At 71.7% G+C, this 16,676-nt stretch carries 14 protein-coding genes; 8 read left to right on the top strand and 6 right to left on the bottom strand.

All coding sequences use genetic code 11. The features are described from left to right. Nucleotides 1-52: 52 nt before the first annotated feature. Nucleotides 53-421, bottom strand: a complete 369-nt coding sequence (locus AQI88_RS14700; RefSeq protein WP_066997906.1) for a helix-turn-helix domain-containing protein — start codon at nt 419-421, stop codon at nt 53-55. Next, nucleotides 418-666, bottom strand: coding sequence for a YkoF family thiamine-binding protein (locus AQI88_RS14695; RefSeq protein ID WP_066998158.1), 249 nt, complete (start codon nt 664-666; stop codon nt 418-420). Before AQI88_RS14695 ends, AQI88_RS14700 begins: the two co-directional genes overlap by 4 nt. Nucleotides 667-824: 158 nt before the next feature. Between AQI88_RS14695 and AQI88_RS14690 the strand changes: the two genes are divergently transcribed. The 4 genes from AQI88_RS14690 to AQI88_RS14675 all read left to right on the top strand — a co-directional run bounded on the left by AQI88_RS14690 (nt 825) and on the right by AQI88_RS14675 (nt 4,837). Then, complete coding sequence (locus AQI88_RS14690; RefSeq protein ID WP_066997903.1) at nt 825-1,655, top strand: TIM barrel protein; 831 nt, start codon at nt 825-827, stop codon at nt 1,653-1,655. 41 nt (nt 1,656-1,696) lie between these two features. Beyond that, a complete protein-coding gene (locus tag AQI88_RS14685) occupies nt 1,697-2,587 on the top strand; it encodes a 2-hydroxy-3-oxopropionate reductase (protein WP_066997901.1) in 891 nt (296 codons plus the stop codon). Nucleotides 2,588-2,748: 161 nt separating this feature from the next. Beyond that, the gene (locus tag AQI88_RS14680) at nt 2,749-4,206 is read left to right on the top strand and encodes a catalase (RefSeq protein ID WP_066997898.1); all 1,458 of its coding nucleotides are present in this window, start codon (nt 2,749-2,751) and stop codon (nt 4,204-4,206) included. Between the two features lie 397 nt (nt 4,207-4,603). Continuing rightward, nucleotides 4,604-4,837 carry a hypothetical protein gene (locus AQI88_RS14675; protein ID WP_061915260.1) on the top strand — a complete coding sequence of 78 codons (234 nt, stop codon included), beginning with the start codon at nt 4,604-4,606 and terminating at the stop codon, nt 4,835-4,837. A 531-nt stretch (nt 4,838-5,368) separates the two neighbouring features. Here AQI88_RS14675 and gcl read toward each other — a convergent pair. Further along, complete coding sequence (gene gcl / locus AQI88_RS14670) at nt 5,369-7,156, bottom strand: glyoxylate carboligase (RefSeq protein WP_107118555.1); 1,788 nt, start codon at nt 7,154-7,156, stop codon at nt 5,369-5,371. 261 nt (nt 7,157-7,417) lie between these two features. On the opposite strand from gcl, the gene AQI88_RS14665 reads away from it, so the two are divergent. Beyond that, entirely contained in the window at nt 7,418-8,113 is a 696-nt protein-coding gene (locus AQI88_RS14665) for a hypothetical protein (protein WP_066997893.1), read from the top strand. A 4-nt stretch (nt 8,114-8,117) separates the two neighbouring features. On the opposite strand, the gene AQI88_RS14660 is transcribed toward AQI88_RS14665, so the two are convergent. Together AQI88_RS14660 and AQI88_RS14655 are read right to left on the bottom strand one after the other, a co-directional pair. Beyond that, on the bottom strand, nt 8,118-9,707 hold the full coding sequence (locus AQI88_RS14660; protein ID WP_066997891.1) for an AMP-binding protein: 1,590 nt from the start codon (nt 9,705-9,707) through the stop codon (nt 8,118-8,120). After that, nucleotides 9,704-11,377, bottom strand: a complete 1,674-nt coding sequence (locus tag AQI88_RS14655; protein WP_066997888.1) for an AMP-binding protein — start codon at nt 11,375-11,377, stop codon at nt 9,704-9,706. Before AQI88_RS14655 ends, AQI88_RS14660 begins: the two co-directional genes overlap by 4 nt. A gap of 150 nt (nt 11,378-11,527) precedes the next feature. On the opposite strand from AQI88_RS14655, the gene AQI88_RS14650 reads away from it, so the two are divergent. From AQI88_RS14650 to AQI88_RS14640, 3 genes are all read left to right on the top strand, one after another. Next, nucleotides 11,528-12,364 (top strand): helix-turn-helix transcriptional regulator, encoded by an 837-nt coding sequence (locus AQI88_RS14650; RefSeq protein WP_066997885.1) that lies wholly within the window; start codon nt 11,528-11,530, stop codon nt 12,362-12,364. Between the two features lie 139 nt (nt 12,365-12,503). Next, on the top strand, nt 12,504-15,350 hold the full coding sequence (locus tag AQI88_RS14645) for an ATP-binding protein (protein ID WP_066997882.1): 2,847 nt from the start codon (nt 12,504-12,506) through the stop codon (nt 15,348-15,350). 202 nt (nt 15,351-15,552) lie between these two features. Beyond that, nucleotides 15,553-16,344, top strand: coding sequence for a S1 family peptidase (locus tag AQI88_RS14640; protein ID WP_066997879.1), 792 nt, complete (start codon nt 15,553-15,555; stop codon nt 16,342-16,344). Nucleotides 16,345-16,455: 111 nt separating this feature from the next. On the opposite strand, the gene dmpI is transcribed toward AQI88_RS14640, so the two are convergent. Beyond that, nucleotides 16,456-16,638, bottom strand: a complete 183-nt coding sequence (dmpI, locus tag AQI88_RS14635; RefSeq protein WP_066997876.1) for a 4-oxalocrotonate tautomerase DmpI — start codon at nt 16,636-16,638, stop codon at nt 16,456-16,458. Nucleotides 16,639-16,676 lie beyond the last annotated feature (38 nt).

Here is a 16,676-nt window from a genome sequence, read left to right as displayed (position 1 = left end):
CACGTCAACACTTTGTTGAAAATTCCGCGTAACAAGACGGATCCCGTTGCGCTCAGGCGCCCTTCTCCCGGTTGAGGTAGTTGTAGACCGTGAAGCGGCTGACGCCCAGCGCGCTCGCCACCGTCTCCACACCGTGCCGCACGGCGAAGGCGCCCCGCGCCTCCAGTATCCGTACGGCCTCCTGCTTGGCCTTGCGGTCCAGATCGGCCAGCGGCCTGCCCTGCCGGCGCTCCATGGCGGCGAGGATGTGGTCGAGGGAGTCGGCGAGCTGGGGCAGGCGTACGGCGACGACGTCGACGCCCTCCCAGGCGAGGACGACGTCCTCGGGGCCGGCCTCGTCGGGCGGGAGCATCTCCCCGCCCATGGCGTCGACCAGCGGTTTCACGGCCGTGATGAAGGGCTCGTCGCCGTGGCCGGTCACTCGCCCTCCCCGATGACGTTGACCTGCAGCGAGATCCGGGTGGCACCGGCCGCCAGGGTCTTGCGCAGCAGCGCGTCCACGGCGGTCAGCACACCGTCGGCGTCCCCTTCGGCCGTGTTGCCGAACGGGCCGACGTCGACGGCGTCCAGCTCGGCGGCCTCGACGACCTCCCGCGCCACCACGGCGTGCGCGGGCGCTCTGTCGAGGTCGAAGGGTTCGGTCGTGAACTCCACTCTCAATCGCACGCGCACAACCTAACGCGCTGCACGGATTTCGGGCAGTCCTGCGGGGTCCGGCCCCCGACCCCCCTTGACAAGCGGCGACACACGACGGCAATCTTCCATTAAGCAGAAACGAACTTCCGCAATACGGAATCTCAACCACGGAAGGGAGCGCGGCCCGAATGGGATTCGCAGACCAGCGCTTCAACGTCAACCTGTCGATCCTCTTCACGGAACTCCCGCTCCTGGAGCGTCCCGCGGCCGCCGCCGCGGCGGGCTTCACCGCGGTCGAGCTGTGGTGGCCCTGGGTCGACTCCCCCACCCCCGAGCAGTCCGAGCTCGACGCCCTGAAGAAGGCGATCGAGGACGCGGGCGTCCAGCTCACGGGTCTGAACTTCTACGCCGGACAGCTGCCGGGCCCGGACCGCGGCGCACTGTCGGTCCCGGGCGAGGAGTCGGAGAAGTTCCGTGCCAACATCGACGTGGCCGCCGACTTCGCCGCCTCCCTCGGCTGCACCGCGCTCAACGCGCTGTACGGCAACCGCGTCGACGGCGTGGAGGCGGCCGAGCAGGACGCGCTCGCCCTGGAGAACCTCGCCCTCGCGGCGCGGGCCGCGGACCGGATCGGCGCGATCCTCCTGATCGAGGCGCTGAACCAGCCGGAGTCGCCGCGGTACCCGCTGGTGTCGGCACCGGCCGCGATCGAGGTCGTCGACAAGGTCAACGCGGCGACCGGGCTCGGCAACGCGAAGTTCCTCATGGACCTCTACCACCTGTCCATGAACGGCGAGGACCTGCCCTCGGTGATCGAGCGCTACGCGGCGAAGACCGGCCATGTACAGATCGCCGACAACCCCGGCCGCGGCGCCCCCGGGACGGGTTCGCTCCCGCTGGAGGAGCTGCTCGACCAGCTGAAGAAGGCCGGTTACGACGGCTGGGTCGGCCTGGAGTACAAGCCGGGCGACCGCCCGAGCGCCGAGGCCTTCGAGTGGCTCCCGCGCGAAGCGCGCTGACCCCCCGACTTTGCAGAGCAGCTAGAGAGGCACCCCCAATCATGAGCAACCTTCCCAAGATCGCATGGATCGGCCTCGGCATCATGGGCTCCCCCATGTCCGAGAACCTGATCAAGGCGGGTTACGACGTCACCGGCTTCACGTTGGAACAGGACAAGCTGGACCGGCTGGCCGCCGCCGGCGGCAGCGCGGCCTCCTCGATCGCCGAGGCCGTGCGCGACGCCGACGTGGTCATCACGATGGTGCCCGCCTCCCCGCACGTCGAGGCCATCTCCTACGGCCCCGACGGCATCCTGGAGAACGCCCGGCAGGGCGCCCTGCTGATCGACATGTCCTCGATCACCCCGCAGACCTCCGTGGACCTCGCGAAGGCCGCCAAGGAGAAGGGCATCCGCGTCCTGGACGCCCCCGTCTCCGGCGGTGAGGCCGGCGCCGTCGAGGCCGTGCTGTCGATCATGGTCGGCGGCGAGCAGGCCGACTTCGACCAGGCCAAGCCGATCTTCGACGCGCTGGGCAAGACCATCGTGCTGTGCGGCCCGCACGGCTCCGGCCAGACCGTGAAGGCGGCCAACCAGCTGATCGTCGCCGTGAACATCCAGGCCTGCGCCGAGGCCGTGGTCTTCCTGGAGAAGTCGGGCGTGGACCTGACGGCCGCGCTGGACGTCCTCAACGGCGGCCTCGCGGGCTCGACCGTGCTGACGCGCAAGAAGGACAACTTCCTGAACCGCGACTTCAAGCCGGGCTTCCGCATCGACCTGCACCACAAGGACATGGGCATCGTCACCGACGCCGCCCGCAACGTCGGCGCGGCCCTGCCGGTCGGCGCGGTGGTCGCCCAGCTGGTCGCCAGCCTGCGCGCGCAGGGCGACGGCGGTCTGGACCACTCGGCGCTGCTGCGCGCCGTCGAGCGCCTCTCGGGCGCACAGCTCTGAGACTTCCGGGCCGCGGTGCCGCTGACACCTGTCCTGTCGCGCCCAGGCGGCACCGCGGCCCGGATTCGACTTCAACAAACTGTTGACGTTCAGATCTCCCCACTTCTAGGCTCCACAAAGCGGAAACAGGTTTCCGCTGCCACCCGCACGGAAGGTCCACGATGTCGAAGCGCGTGCTCACGACAGAGTCCGGCGCCCCGGTCGCCGACAACCAGAATTCCGCCTCCGCCGGCGTCGGCGGCCCGCTGCTGCTCCAGGACCAGCACCTCCTGGAGAAGCTCGCGCGCTTCAACCGCGAGCGGATCCCGGAGCGCGTGGTGCACGCCCGTGGCTCCGGTGCGTACGGCCACTTCGAGGTGACGGACGACGTCACCGGCTACACCCACGCCGACTTCCTGAGCGAGATCGGCAAGCGCACCGAGGTCTTCCTGCGCTTCTCCACCGTCGCCGACTCCCTCGGCGGCGCGGACGCGGTCCGTGACCCGCGCGGCTTCGCGCTGAAGTTCTACACCGAGGAGGGCAACTACGACCTCGTCGGCAACAACACCCCGGTGTTCTTCATCAAGGACCCGATCAAGTTCCCCGACTTCATCCACTCGCAGAAGCGCGACCCGTTCACCGGCAAGCAGGAGCCGGACAACGTCTGGGACTTCTGGGCGCACGCCCCCGAGGCCACGCACCAGGTGACCTGGCTGATGGGCGACCGCGGCATCCCGGCGTCGTACCGCCACATGAACGGGTACGGCTCGCACACCTACCAGTGGACGAACGCCGAGGGTGAGGCCTTCTTCGTCAAGTACCACTTCAAGACGAACCAGGGCATCCGCTGCCTGTCCGCCGAGCAAGGCGCCGAGCTGGCGGGCAAGGACGCCAACTCGCACCAGACGGACCTGCTCCAGGCCATCGAGCGGGGTGTGCACCCGTCCTGGACGCTCTACGTCCAGGTCATGCCGGCGGCCGAGGCGGCGGACTACCGCTTCAACCCGTTCGACCTGACCAAGGTGTGGCCGCACAAGGACTACCCGCTGCAGCGGGTCGGCCGCCTGGTGCTGGACCGCAACCCGGACAACGTCTTCGCCGAGGTCGAGCAGGCCGCGTTCTCCCCGAACAACTTCGTTCCGGGCATCGGCCCCTCTCCCGACAAGATGCTCCAGGGCCGTCTGTTCGCCTACGCGGACGCGCACCGCTACCGCCTGGGCGTCAACCACACCCTGCTGGCCGTCAACGCCCCGAAGGCGACGACCGCGCAGAACTACGGCCGCGACGGCTTCATGGCGTCCAACGCCCAGGGCCGGAACGCCAAGAACTACGAGCCGAACTCGTACGACGGCCCGGTGGAGACCGGCCGCCCGCTGTCGGCCCCGCTGGCGGTCTCCGGCCACACCGGCACCCACGAGGCCCCGCTGCACACCAAGGACGACCACTTCTTCCAGGCGGGCGAGCTGTACCGCCTGATGTCCGAGGAAGAGAAGCAGCGTCTGGTCGCGAACATCGCCGGCGGCCTCTCGCAGGTCTCCCGCGACGACGTGATCGAGAAGAACCTGGCCCACTTCCACGCCGCCGACCCCGAGTACGGCAAGCGCGTGGAGGAGGCGGTCCGCGCCCTGCGCGAGGACTGAGGCCACGGATTGCGTCCGGGACCGACGGGGAGGTCGGAGCCAGACGCATACGACCCGCAACCGAGCGGTCCGGATGAGGGGTGACCACTCGGTACGGCGGGCAGGGCGAGGACCGCGGCGGTGTGCGAGCCAGTGCGGTGGTGAAGGATCCGAGTCCCTTCTCGACCAGAGGGAAGGGTTCCCGGCTCCGTCGCATCCGCCGCGGTCCCCAGCCACGACCTCGGTGAGAGGTCCCCACTCTCCGTCCGGCGGCGCGAATGTCCTGTCGCGCCCAGCCTCGCGCCGTCGGACGGTCATCAGACGACACCGAAGCGCCCCCCTGTTCAGGGGGGCGCTTCGTGCTGTCCCGGGGCGGCTCCGGCGTGCGCATCCGCCCCGTCCGCAGGACGCTGAAGCCATGGGCAATCCGACGCAGTACCCGCACATCGTGGTCCACGCCCCGGCCCTGGACGGCTCCCGCCGCGTCACCGAGGGCGAGGTCACCCTGGGCCTCGCCTCCCACCTGGACGATGTCGTCGAGATCCTGCGACTGGCCGACCTGGACCGGATCGAGGTCGAGGAGAGCGATCTCATCGAGTGGCAGGGCGGCGGGCCGGACGACTGGCCGGGCCTGTCGGAGCACGAGCTCTAGGGACGCCGCGTACGGCAGGCGGCCGTACCCGGGCCCACGCAACCCTCAAATCAACCTCTGAACACCCCCGAGGAGGCGTCAACCACCCCCGAAGCCGGGCACCTTACCGGCACGCGGGGCCCGTCGGCACGGGGGCGGCGGGCCCCGCGGGGGTGCCTCGTGGCGGATACGACGACGATCCCGGCCGAAGCACACGCGCTGACGCTGCTGCGCGGCAGCGCCCGGGCAGCCGTGACGGTGGCGGTGCCGGGCCTGCATCTGCGCGACGCGCCGCAGGCGGACCGACCAGGCACCGTACGCACCACGGGCCCGGCGCCCTCAAAAGCCCTGCCGGCGCTCGCGGAGGCGGACCACGCGTCGCCCTCTGCCCGGCCTGCCGCCGACGGCGTCACGGAACGCGAGTCGGCAGCCCGGGCGGCGGGGGCTTCCGCTGCGGCGCCGTGTGCGAGCCGCCCGGTCGCGCGCCGTACGACGCACAGGGGCGGCCCCTCCCTGCTCGGGAGGGGCCGCCCCTGTGGTGTGTCAGGCGGGTCAGACCTTCAGCGGCTTGATCGATGTCGGTGCGTGGCCGGGCTCGGTGGCCAGGTCCTCGAACTCGGAGATGTCGCTGATGTCCATGGTGCGGCTCATCGAGATGTTGGTGATCCGCTCCAGGATCGCCTCGACGACGACCGGCACCTGGTACTCGGCGGCCAGCTTCTTGGCCTGCTCGAAGGCGGCGCCCAGCTGGTCCGGTTCGGTGACCCGGATGGCCTTGCAGCCCAGGCCCTCGGCGACCTTGACGTGGTCGACGCCGTAGACGCCGAGCTCGGGAGCGTTGATGTTCTCGAACTCCAGGTTGACCTGGAAGTTGATGTCCAGGCCGATCTGCGCCTGACGGATCAGGCCCAGGTAGGCGTTGTTCACGAGAACGTGGACGTAGGGGATCCGGTGCTGCGCGGCGACCGCCAGCTCCTCGATCAGGAACTGGAAGTCGTAGTCGCCGGAGAGCGCGACGACCGGCGAGTCCGGGTCGGCCTTGGCGACGCCGATCGCGGCCGGGATGGTCCAGCCGAGCGGGCCGGCCTGGCCGCAGTTGATCCAGTGGCGCGGCTTGTAGACGTGCAGCATCTGCGCGCCGGCGATCTGGGAGAGGCCGATCGTGGTGACGTACCGGGTGTCCGGGCCGAAGGCCTTGTTCATCTCCTCGTACACGCGCTGCGGCTTCATCGGCACGTTGTCGAAGTGCGTACGGCGCAGCAGGGTGGCCTTGCGCTCCTGGGTGGAGGCGACCCAGTCGGCGCGGTCGGGCAGCCTGCCCTCGGCCTTCAGCTCCTTGGCGACCTCGACGAACAGCTCCAGCGCGGCCTTGGCGTCGGAGACGACACCGTAGTCCGGCGGGAAGATCTTGCCGATCTGGGTGGGCTCGATGTCGACGTGGACGAATTTACGGCCCTCGCGGTAAACGTCGAGCTTGTAGCCGGTGTGGCGGTTGGCCCAGCGGTTGCCGATGCCGAGGACGAAGTCGGACTCCAGGAAGTTCGCGTTGCCGTAGCGGTGCGAGGTCTGGACGCCGACCATGCCGGCGTTCAGCTCGTGGTCGTCGGGCAGGGTGCCCCAGCCCATCAGGGTCGGGATGACCGGGGTCCGGGTCAGCTCGGCGAACTCGACCAGGAGGCCGGTGGCGTCGGCGCCGACGATGCCGCCGCCGGCGACGATGACCGGGCGCTCGGACTCCAGGAGGAAGGAGATCGCCTTCTCGATCTGGGCGCGGGTCGCGGCCGGCTTGTAGACCGGGAGCGGCTCGTAGGTCTCCGGGTCGAACTCGATCTCGGTGAGCTGGACGTCGATCGGCAGGTCGATCAGGACCGGGCCGGGACGGCTGGAGCGCATCAGGTGGAACGCCTGCTGGAAGACGCCGGGGACCTGCGCGGCCTCCAGGACGGTGACGGCCATTTTGGTGACCGGCTTGGCGATCGAGGCGATGTCGACGGCCTGGAAGTCCTCCTTGTGGATCACGGAGGTCGGGGCCTGGCCGGTGATGCACAGGATCGGGATGGAGTCACCGATGGCCGAGTACAGGCCGGTGATCATGTCGGTGCCTGCGGGTCCCGAGGTACCGATGCAGACGCCGATGTTGCCCGGCTTGGTGCGCGTGTAGCCCTCGGCCATGTGCGAGGCGCCCTCGACGTGGCGGGCGAGCGTGTGGTTGATCCCGCCGCCCTCCTTCAGCGCCTTGTAGAACGGGTTGATCGCCGCGCCCGGCACACCGAAGGCGTCGGTGACGCCCTCGCGCTTGAGGATCTCAACTGCCGCACGGGCAGCGGTCATACGAGCCATCGAGTACTCCTGCTTCGGCTGTCGGATGCGTACTCCCGTCGCGCCCCGCGGTGAGCACAGTCTCCAGATTGAGCAATTCCGCAATACGGAATTTAACTTCTACTATCTGGAAACAATGTAGGGGGGTGGGCGGACGTCGTCAAGAGAGGGCAAGACAGCGGGAAGCGGCGGACAAGCGGGGTGCGGCAGGAGGACGATGGGCAGCGCTGCCTGTGCGACCGTCCCGACGTGACGGATCCGACGCGACGCCCTGGAGTGGCCATGCCCGAGAGCGTGCCGGTGCGCTGTCCGGCCTGCCGGCGCGAGCACGTCTACACCGCGCCGCCGTATCCCTGCGCCTGCGGCAGCCCCGCGGCCCCGCGGCTGGACCGGGCGGCCGGACCGGTGATGCTCGCGCACCGCGCCTGGGACGAGGAGTGGGTCACCGTGCGCTGCGCGGCCTGCGGCCGCAGCAACCAGTGGCCGCACCCGGAGCTGGGCTGCCCGTGCGGCACGGTCCTGCGTCTCCCGGTGAGCGATGCCCCTTCGCCCACGGCACGGCCGGAAGCGGACGCCCACCAGGCCCCCGCCCGCCGCGCCCCCTTCCGGCCCCTCACCATCCGCACCGCCCGGGACGCCGTCACCGCGGCCGCGCTCTATCTGCGCTGGCTCGGCTACCGGGACATCCGCCGCGCCGACCAGCGGCCCCCGTCCGGGATCGGGCTCGCCGCGCACGGCCTGGTCGCCCAGGTGGACCCGGCCGTGCGCCCGGCCTCCTCACGGGACGTGGAGTGCCTGTGGCTGACGGCCATGACGGAGTCGGCCGCGTGTGTGTACTTCTCCCTGTCCGGGTACGCCGAGGAGGCCCGCGCCCGCGCCGACACGCTGAGCGTCCCGCTGTTCGTCCTCGACCTCACGGGCACCCCGACCCCGGTGAACGGCCCCGGTCAGGAACTGTCCGAGTCGGGCGCGGGCTGAGAGATCACAGGCCGTACTTCTCCCGCAGCTCCACCTTGCGCACCTTCCCGGAGACCGTCATCGGGAAGGAGTCGAGGATCCGGAGCCGGCTCGGGATCTTGTAGTGGGCGAGCCGGTCCCGGCAGAAGGCGCGCAGGTCCTCCAGGGTGGGCGGGGCGGCGGGGTCGCGCGGGATGACGCAGGCCAGCACCTCCTCGCCGTACTTCTCGTGCGGCACCCCGACGACCTGGACGTCCCTGATCCCCGGGTGGGCGTAGAGGAACTCCTCGATCTCGCGCGGGTAGATGTTCTCGCCGCCCCGGATGATCATGTCCTTGATCCGGCCGACGATCTCCACGTACCCGTCCTCGCGCATCACCGCGAGGTCCCCGGTGTGCATCCAGCGGCCCGCGTCCACGGCCTCGGCGGTCTTCTCGGGCTCGTTCCAGTAGCCGAGCATCACGCTGTAGCCGCGGGTGCACAGCTCGCCGGCCGTGCCGCGCGGCTGCGTGCTGCCGGTGGCCGGGTCGACGACCTTGACCTCCAGGTGCGGCAGGACCCGGCCGACCGTCTCGGTGCGGTGCTCCATGTCGTCGTCCCTGCGGGTCTGGAGGGAGACCGGGGAGGTCTCGGTCATGCCGTAGCAGATGGCGACCTCCTCCATGTGCATCTCGGCGACCACCCGCTTCATCACCTCCACCGGGCAGGACGAGCCCGCCATGATGCCGGTGCGCAGCGTGGAGAGGTCGTACGTCGCGAAGTCGGGGAGGTTCAGTTCCGCGATGAACATGGTCGGGACGCCGTACAGCGAGGTGCACCGCTCCTGCTGGACCGCTTCCAGGGTGGCCTTCGGGTCGAAGGACGGCGCGGGGATGACCATGCACGCGCCGTGCGAGGTCGCGGCCAGGTTGCCCATCACCATGCCGAAGCAGTGGTAGAAGGGCACGGGGATGCAGATCCGGTCCTGCTCGGTGTAGGCGATCAACTCGCCCACGAAATAGCCGTTGTTGAGGATGTTGTGGTGGGAGAGGGTGGCTCCCTTCGGGAAGCCGGTGGTGCCCGAGGTGTACTGGATGTTGATGGGGTCGTCGCAGGACAGCCGCTCGTACGGGGCACCGGCGCTCCCGCGCCGCAGCAGCGCCTCCCAGCTCGGGTCGCCGATGTACACGACCTCGCGCAACTCGGGGCACCTGCCCCGCACTTGCTCGACCATCGCCCGGTAGTCGCTGGTCCTGTGGCTGACGGAGGCGAAGAGCAGGGAGATCCCGGCCTGGCCCAGGACGTACTCGGCCTCGTGGGTGCGGTAGGCCGGGTTGATGTTGACCATGATGGCCCCGACGCGGGCGGTGGCGTACTGGACCAGGACCCACTCCGGGCAGTTGACCGCCCAGATGCCCACCCGGTCGCCCTTGGTGACCCCACCGGCGACCAGCGCCTGCGCCAGCTCCTCCACGTCCGCACCGAATTGCGCGTACGTCCAGCGCCGCCCCGACGGCACGTCGACGAGCGCCTCGCGGTCCGGCCAGGCGGCGACGGCCCGGTCCAGGCTGGCACCGACGGTGTCCCCCAGCAGGACGGTCGCACTCGTCCCGTGCGTGTACGACGACTCGCTCACCGGAAGTCCTCCTCGCGGTACTCCTCGGCCGAGCCCGCGGCCGTCGCCTCGCGCAGCTCGATCCGGCGGATCTTGCCCGAGACGGTCTTGGGCAGGGCACCGAACTCCAGGCGGCGGATGCGCTTGTAGGGGGCCAGCACCTCGCGGGAGTGCTCGAAGATGACCTTCGCGGTGCCGGGTCCGGGCTCCCAGCCCTCGGCGAGGACGACGTAGGCCTTCGGTACCGCAAGACGCAGCTCGTCGGGCGCGGGCACGACGGCCGCCTCGGCGACCGCTTCGTGCTCCAGCAGCGCGCTCTCCAGCTCGAACGGGCTGATCTTGTAGTCGGAGGCCTTGAAGACGTCGTCCGCACGGCCGACGTAGGTCAGATAACCGTCCTCGTCGCGGGCGGCGATGTCGCCGGTGCGGTAGTAGCCGCCGGCCATCGCCTCGGCCGTCCGGTCGGGGTCGCCGTGGTAGCCGGCCATCACGCCCACCGGACGGGCGGAGAGGTCGAGGGCGATCTCGCCCTCGTCGGCGCCGGGGGCGCCGGTGACCGGGTCGAGGAGCTCGACGCGGTAGCCGGGGCCCGGCCGGCCCATGGAGCCGGTCTTCAGGGGCTGGCCCGGGCTGTTGGAGACCTGTACGGCGGTCTCGGTCTGGCCGAAACCGTCCCGGACGGTGACGCCCCAGGCCCGCCGGACCTGCTCGATGACCTCGGGGTTGAGCGGTTCGCCCGCGGCGACGGCCTCGCGGGGCGGGGTGGCGAGCTGGGTCAGGTCGGCCTGGATCAGCATGCGCCACACGGTCGGCGGGGCGCAGAAGGTGGTGACCCCGTTACGGTCCATCTCGGCCATGAGACGGGCCGCGTCGAAGCGGGTGTAGTTGTGGATGAAGACCGTCGCCTCGGCGTTCCAGGGGGCGAACAGGTTGGACCAGGCGTGCTTGGCCCAGCCCGGCGAAGAGATGTTCAGGTGCACGTCGCCGGGCCTGAGGCCGATCCAGTACAGGGTGGCCAGGTGGCCGATCGGGTACGAGGTGTGGGTGTGCTCGACCAGCTTGGGCCGGGCGGTCGTACCGGAGGTGAAGTACAGCATCAGCGGGTCGTCGGCCAGGGTGGGGCCGTCGGGGACGAACTCGGCGGGGGCGGTGTACGCGTCCTCGTACGGCTCCCAGCCCTCCTCCGGCGGGCCGCCGACCGCGATGCGGGTGTAGGCGCCGGGCACGTCCGCGAACTTGGCGGTGTCCTCGGCCCGGACGAGCACGTGCCCGACCCGGCCCCGCTCGACCCGGTCGCGCAGGTCGGCGGGGCCGAGCAGCGGGGTGGCCGGAATGACGACCGCGCGCAGCTTCATCGCGGCCAGCGCGGTCTCCCACAGCTCCTTCTGGTTGCCGAGCATCACGAGGATGCGGTCCTCGGCGGCGACGCCCCGCGCGCGCAGATGGTTCGCGACCCGGTTCGAGCGCTCGGCCATCTCGGCGAAGGAGAGGCGGGTCTCCGTGCCGTCCTCCTCGACGATGTGCAGCGCGGTCCGGTCGTTGCCGTCGGCGATCGCGTCGAACCAGTCCAGCGCCCAGTTGAAGTGCCGGGGCCGCGGCCAGGCGAAGCCCTCGTAGGCGGTGGCATAGTCCTCGCGGTGCTCCAGCAGGAAGTCCCGGGCACTGCGGAACAGCTCGGTCGCCGTCGTCATCGGTTGTCCTCCTATGTTCCGGACCATTGCCGGGCGGCTCTCCGGCATCGTCTAATCCGTGATGCGGGTCTCACTACCCCCGAACGGGGGTGTGGTCCCCACATACGGGGGTGTGGTGCACACAGGAGCCCGCACCGAAGGAGCGATGAGGTGGCAGCAGAGGCCGTGGCGGCGGTGGAGATACGCGGTGCGCTGGCCCGGCTGCGGCGCACGACGGGGCTTCCCGTCGCCTTCGGCGGCGTCGTCGACTCCGGCCGGCCGCAGATCCGCATCAGCGAGCTGAGCGGCACGACCACCGCCGCCCTGCGCTCGCTCGCGGTGACCTCCGGCAACGGGCTGGGCGGCAAGGCGGTCGCGCTGGCCCGGCCGTACGCGGTCACCGAGTACTCCAGCTCCCGGCAGATCACCCACGAGTACGACGTGCCGGTGGCGGCGGAGGGCATCCGCTCGGTGCTCGCGGTGCCGGTGGTGGTGCGGCGCCGGGTGCGCGGGGTGCTCTACGGCGCGCTGCGCTCGCCCCAGCCGCTGGGCGACCGCACGCTGGGCGCCGCGGTGGCGGCGGCGCGGGACGTGGAGCAGGCGCTGGTGGTGCGGGACGAGGCGCGGGGACTGCTGGCGGCGGCCCGGCCGGAGCCGGCCGGCGGCCGCCAGGACCCGGGGGCCGCCCGGGAGCAGGTGCGCGAGGCGCACGCGGCGCTGCGCGCGCTGGCGCCCCGGATCGCCGACCCGGGCCTGCGCGCCGAACTGCTCGCCGCCTGCGGGCTGCTGACCGCGGCCCGCCCGGCCGGTGGCACACGCCTGGCGCCGCGCGAGCTGGACGTGCTGTCCTGGGTGGCGGCGGGCGCCACCAACGCGGCCGTGGCCGAGCGGCTGGGCCTCGGCCCGGAGACGGTGAAGGGGTATCTGCGCTCCGCGATGCGGAAGCTGGGCGCGCACACACGAGGGGAGGCGGTGACCGCGGCACGCCGGGCGGGACTGCTGCCGTAAGGAAACCTGCCCATTCATGCAGCGCCGCTTTGAATTTCCCTATGCGAGACGGTTTGTTATTTCCCTCACCACGGCTTCCGTCTGAATTTCAAGGATCGTTGCCTAGAATTTGGCCCGGACACGACACACGAGGGGAGCGGTGACCGTGCGACGGGACTTCCAGGAGCCTGCCAGATGCCGCCCCGACCTGCTCATCGGCCGCGAGGACCTGTTCGCGACGGCACGCGACCGACTCGCCTCGGGCGGCAGTGTGCTGCTGCACGGCCCCGCCGGAATAGGGAAATCCACCGTCCTGCGGGCATTGGCCGAGGAATACGGCGCCCGGGCGCGCACCGTGTTGCGCTGCTCCGCCACGGAGTCCGAATCCCACCTTCCCTTCCTGGCCCTCGCCGACCTCCTCGGCCTGGTCCTCGACGAGGTCTCCCCCGGGCTGCCCCTCGCCCAGCGCACCGCCCTGGAGTCGGCACTCACCGGCCGCGGCGAGTCCAGCCTCCTGCGCGACGGCCTCGCGCTGCGCCTCGCGGTGCTCTCCGCGCTGCGCGCTCTCGCCGCCCGGGGTCCGGTCCTGATCGTCGCCGACGACCTGCAGTGGCTGGATCCGGCCAGCGCCGAACTGCTCGGCTTCGCCGCCCGCCGCCTCGAAGGCACCCCGGTGCAGCTGCTGTGCGCGGTACGCACCGAGGGCCCCGAGAGCCAGGAGTACGACCGTCATCTGCGCGCGTCCACGCCGGACACCGTCGCCGTCCGGCTCGGACCGCTCAGCCGCGCCCAGGTGGCCCAGTTGCTCGACCACCGCGGACACGGCGGCCTGACCCGCTCCACCGTCCGCGAGATCCACCGCACCAGCGGCGGCAACCCGCTCTTCGCCCTGGAGCTGGGCCGCGCCCTCGCCGACAGCCGCACCCCGCCCCGGCCGGGCGAGCCGCTGCCGGTGCCGACCTCGCTGCGCGCCCTGGTGCTCAACCGCCTGGACATGCTCTCGGTCGAGGCCCGCCGCACCCTGCTGGTGGCCAGCGCCGGTGCCCGCCCCACCCCGGCGCTGCTGCACGCGGCCGGCCGGGAGAACGCCGAGGCCGAGTGCGCCCAGGCCGCCGAACTCGGGCTGCTGGCCACGGAGTCCGAGGCGCCGGCCGTACGGTTCGCGCACCCGCTGATCTCCGCCGCGCTGTACGCGGAGGCGCCCGCCCAGGAGCGGCGGGCCGCGCACGCCGCGCTGTCCACCGCGGCCTCCGACCCGATCGAGCGGGCCCGGCACCTGGCCCTCGCCACCACCGGCACCGACCCCGAGGTCGCCGCCCGGCTCGCCGAGGCCGCCGCCCTCGCCCGGGACCGGGGCGCCCCGTCGGTCGCCGCCCCGCTGGGGCTGCTCGCCGCCCGGCACACGCCCGCCGACAGTGCGCCCGGGCCGGAGGAGCGCCGCCTGCAGGCCGCGGAGGACGCCATCACCGCCGGCGAGGTCGACCTGGCCCGGGACATCGCCCGCGAGGTGCTGTCCCGGGCGAGTGTGCCCGCGCACCGGGTGCGGGCCTGGATCCTCGTCATCGACACGGCCGGCCACACCATGGCCGAGGTCGACGCCGTCTTCCCGCAGGCCCTCGCCGACGCCGGCGACGACCCGCGGCTGCTGGCCCTCGTCCACTACCAGCTGGCGTGGCGGGCGCTGATCGTGGAGGGCGACTTCACCGAGGCCCGCGAGGCCGCCGCGCACGCCGCCGGGCTGGCCGCGCGCGGCGCCGACCGGCGCACCGAACTGCTCGCGCTCGCCTTCCAGGCGCAGACCGAGACCCTGATGGGCCATCCGGAGGCCCCCCGCACCATCCAGCGCGCCCTGAAGGAGCCCCAGGACCCGAGGGTGGCCTGCCATCACAACGGCGCGGGCAGTGCCCGGTTCCGCTGGCTGGTGATGGGCGACCAGCTGACCGAGGCCCGGGCGACGGTCACCGCGCTGCTGCGCGAGGTGCGCCGGCGCGGCTCGGTGGAGAGCGAGGTGCACTTCCTGCGCGGCCTCGCCGAGACCGAGCTGCGCACCGGGCACTGCGGCCGCGCCCTCGAACTGGCCCGCGACAGCCTGCGGCTCGCCCGCGACTCCGGGATCGGCGAGACCGCCTCGGCGATGCTCACCTCGCTCGCCGAGGCCTCCGGCGGGGACGTGGACCGGGCGCTGGCCCTCGCCCGGGAGGCGGTGGAGCACGCCGAGGAGGACGGCGACCAGATGTACCTGTCCCGGGCGCTCGGCGCGCTCGGGTACGCCCAGCTGGTGGCCGGCGACCCGGCGGGCACCGTCCGCTCGCTGCGCCGGGTGCGCCGCCTGGAGCTGGGCCTCGGCATCACCGACCCGGCGCGCGGGCGCTGGCACGGCGACCTCGCCGAGGCGCTGGTCCGCATCGGTGAACCCGCCGAGGCGCAGGACGTCATCGACGCCAGCCGCGAGCACGCCCTCAGGCTCGGCCGGGAGAGCGTGCTGGCCGTGCTCGACCGGGCGGAGGCCCTGGTGCGTGCGGCGCACGGCGACCTGGAGGCCGCCGTCGACCGGCTGACGTCCGCTCAGGACCGGCTCGGCAAGCTCGGCTACGGCCTGGAGGAGGCCCGGGCCGCTTTCGCGCTGGCCCAGCTGCGCGCCCGGCGGCCGGAGGGCGGCCCGCGCCGGGCGACGGCGTACGACGAGGCCACCCGGCTGTTCCGGCGCTGCCGGGCGCTGCCCTGGCTGCGCCAGGTGGACGAGGCCCTCACCGCACCGGAGCCCGAGCCCGAGGACCTGGCCGTGCCGGACACGCCGGACGGGCTCGACGCGCTGGCGGCCCTGGCCTCGATGGAGCGTCAGGTCGCCGCCCTGGTCATGGAGGGCGCCACCAACCGGGAGATCGCCGCCCGGCTGTTCATCAGCGTCAAGACGGTGGAGGCGACCCTGACCCGGGTCTACCGCAAGCTGGGGATCCGATCGCGCGTGGACATCGTCCGATTGGCGGCAGGTCGACGGGCGCGCTGAGCGCAGCCCTTGTTAACTGAGCCGGACCGAGGGTTTTCCCTCACCCAACCCCCTAGGGGGTTCCCTCATTGGGAGCCGAGGGATCCGGGTCCTAGCGTAAAGGGCGTGCCGCTCGCCCGGGCACACGGGGGTCGGTCCCGCGACCCCCGTGCACACCCCCCACCCGCGCGACCCCCCACCGGCAACCCCACTGAGGAGACTCATGTTCGGGCTCAGACGTGCCAGACAGACCGCCGCGACCCTGGTGGCCACCGCCGCCGCCGCGGCGACCGCGCTGGTCGCCTCCCCCACGGCGACCGCCGCGCCCCAGCCCATCGTGGGCGGTACGACCACCACCACCACGGCGTACCCCTTCATGATGCAGATCACGGACGCGTCCGGTAACCAGTTCTGCGGCGGCACCCTGGTGGCCGCCAAGAAGGTCGTGACGGCCGCGCACTGCATGGTCGGCGAGTCGGCCGGCAACGTCCGCGTGGTCGGCGGCCGGACCTACCTGAACGGCACCAACGGCACGGTCAGCAAGGTCGCCAAGATCTGGATCAACCCGGACTACACCGACGCCACCAACGGCCACGACGTGGCGGTGCTGACCCTGTCGACGGCGATGTCGTACACCCCGGCGTCGTACGTCTCCTCCTCCCAGACCAGCGTGTACGCGGCCGGCACCACGGCCCGCATCCTCGGCTGGGGCACCACCTCGGAGAACGGCAGCTCCTCCAACCAGCTGCGGACCGCGACCGTCCCCGTCGTGGCCGACTCCAGCTGCAAGAGCTCCTACGGTTCGGACTTCGTCCAGACCGACATGGTTTGCGCCGGATACACGTCCGGCGGCACAGACACCTGCCAGGGCGACAGCGGCGGTCCCCTGCTCATCGGGGGCGTCCTGGCAGGGATCACTTCCTGGGGCGAGGGGTGCGCGGAGGCCGGTTACCCGGGTGTGTACTCCCGGCTGACCACCTTCTCGGACCTGGTGACCGCGCAGGTCAACTCGTAACCCGGAAGAAGGACACCTGAGCACCCCTCAGGTAGATACCAGGGGGGCGTTGCGAGCCACCACGAGCGGCCCGCAACGCCTCCCTCTCCATGCGCCCCGCCCCGTAGGGGGCTACTTGTCGGCCGTGAGCTTCCCGGCGGCGCCCCAGCTGTCCGCCGGCACCTCGTGGATCCACACCTGCACGCTCTCCGCCGGGATCTTGTACGCGTCCACGAAGGCGTCGGTGACCCGCTTGACGAGGTCCCGCTTCAGCTCGGTGTCGCGGGGGCCCTGCTGGATGGTGACGATCGGCATGACTGACTCCCTGTGTCCCTGCGGTCCCTGGTGACCGC

The sequence above is a fragment of the Streptomyces cellostaticus genome (genome assembly GCF_001513965.1).
In the GTDB taxonomy this organism is placed as follows: domain Bacteria; phylum Actinomycetota; class Actinomycetes; order Streptomycetales; family Streptomycetaceae; genus Streptomyces; species Streptomyces cellostaticus.
This window is presented reverse-complemented; position numbering and strand designations above follow the sequence as displayed.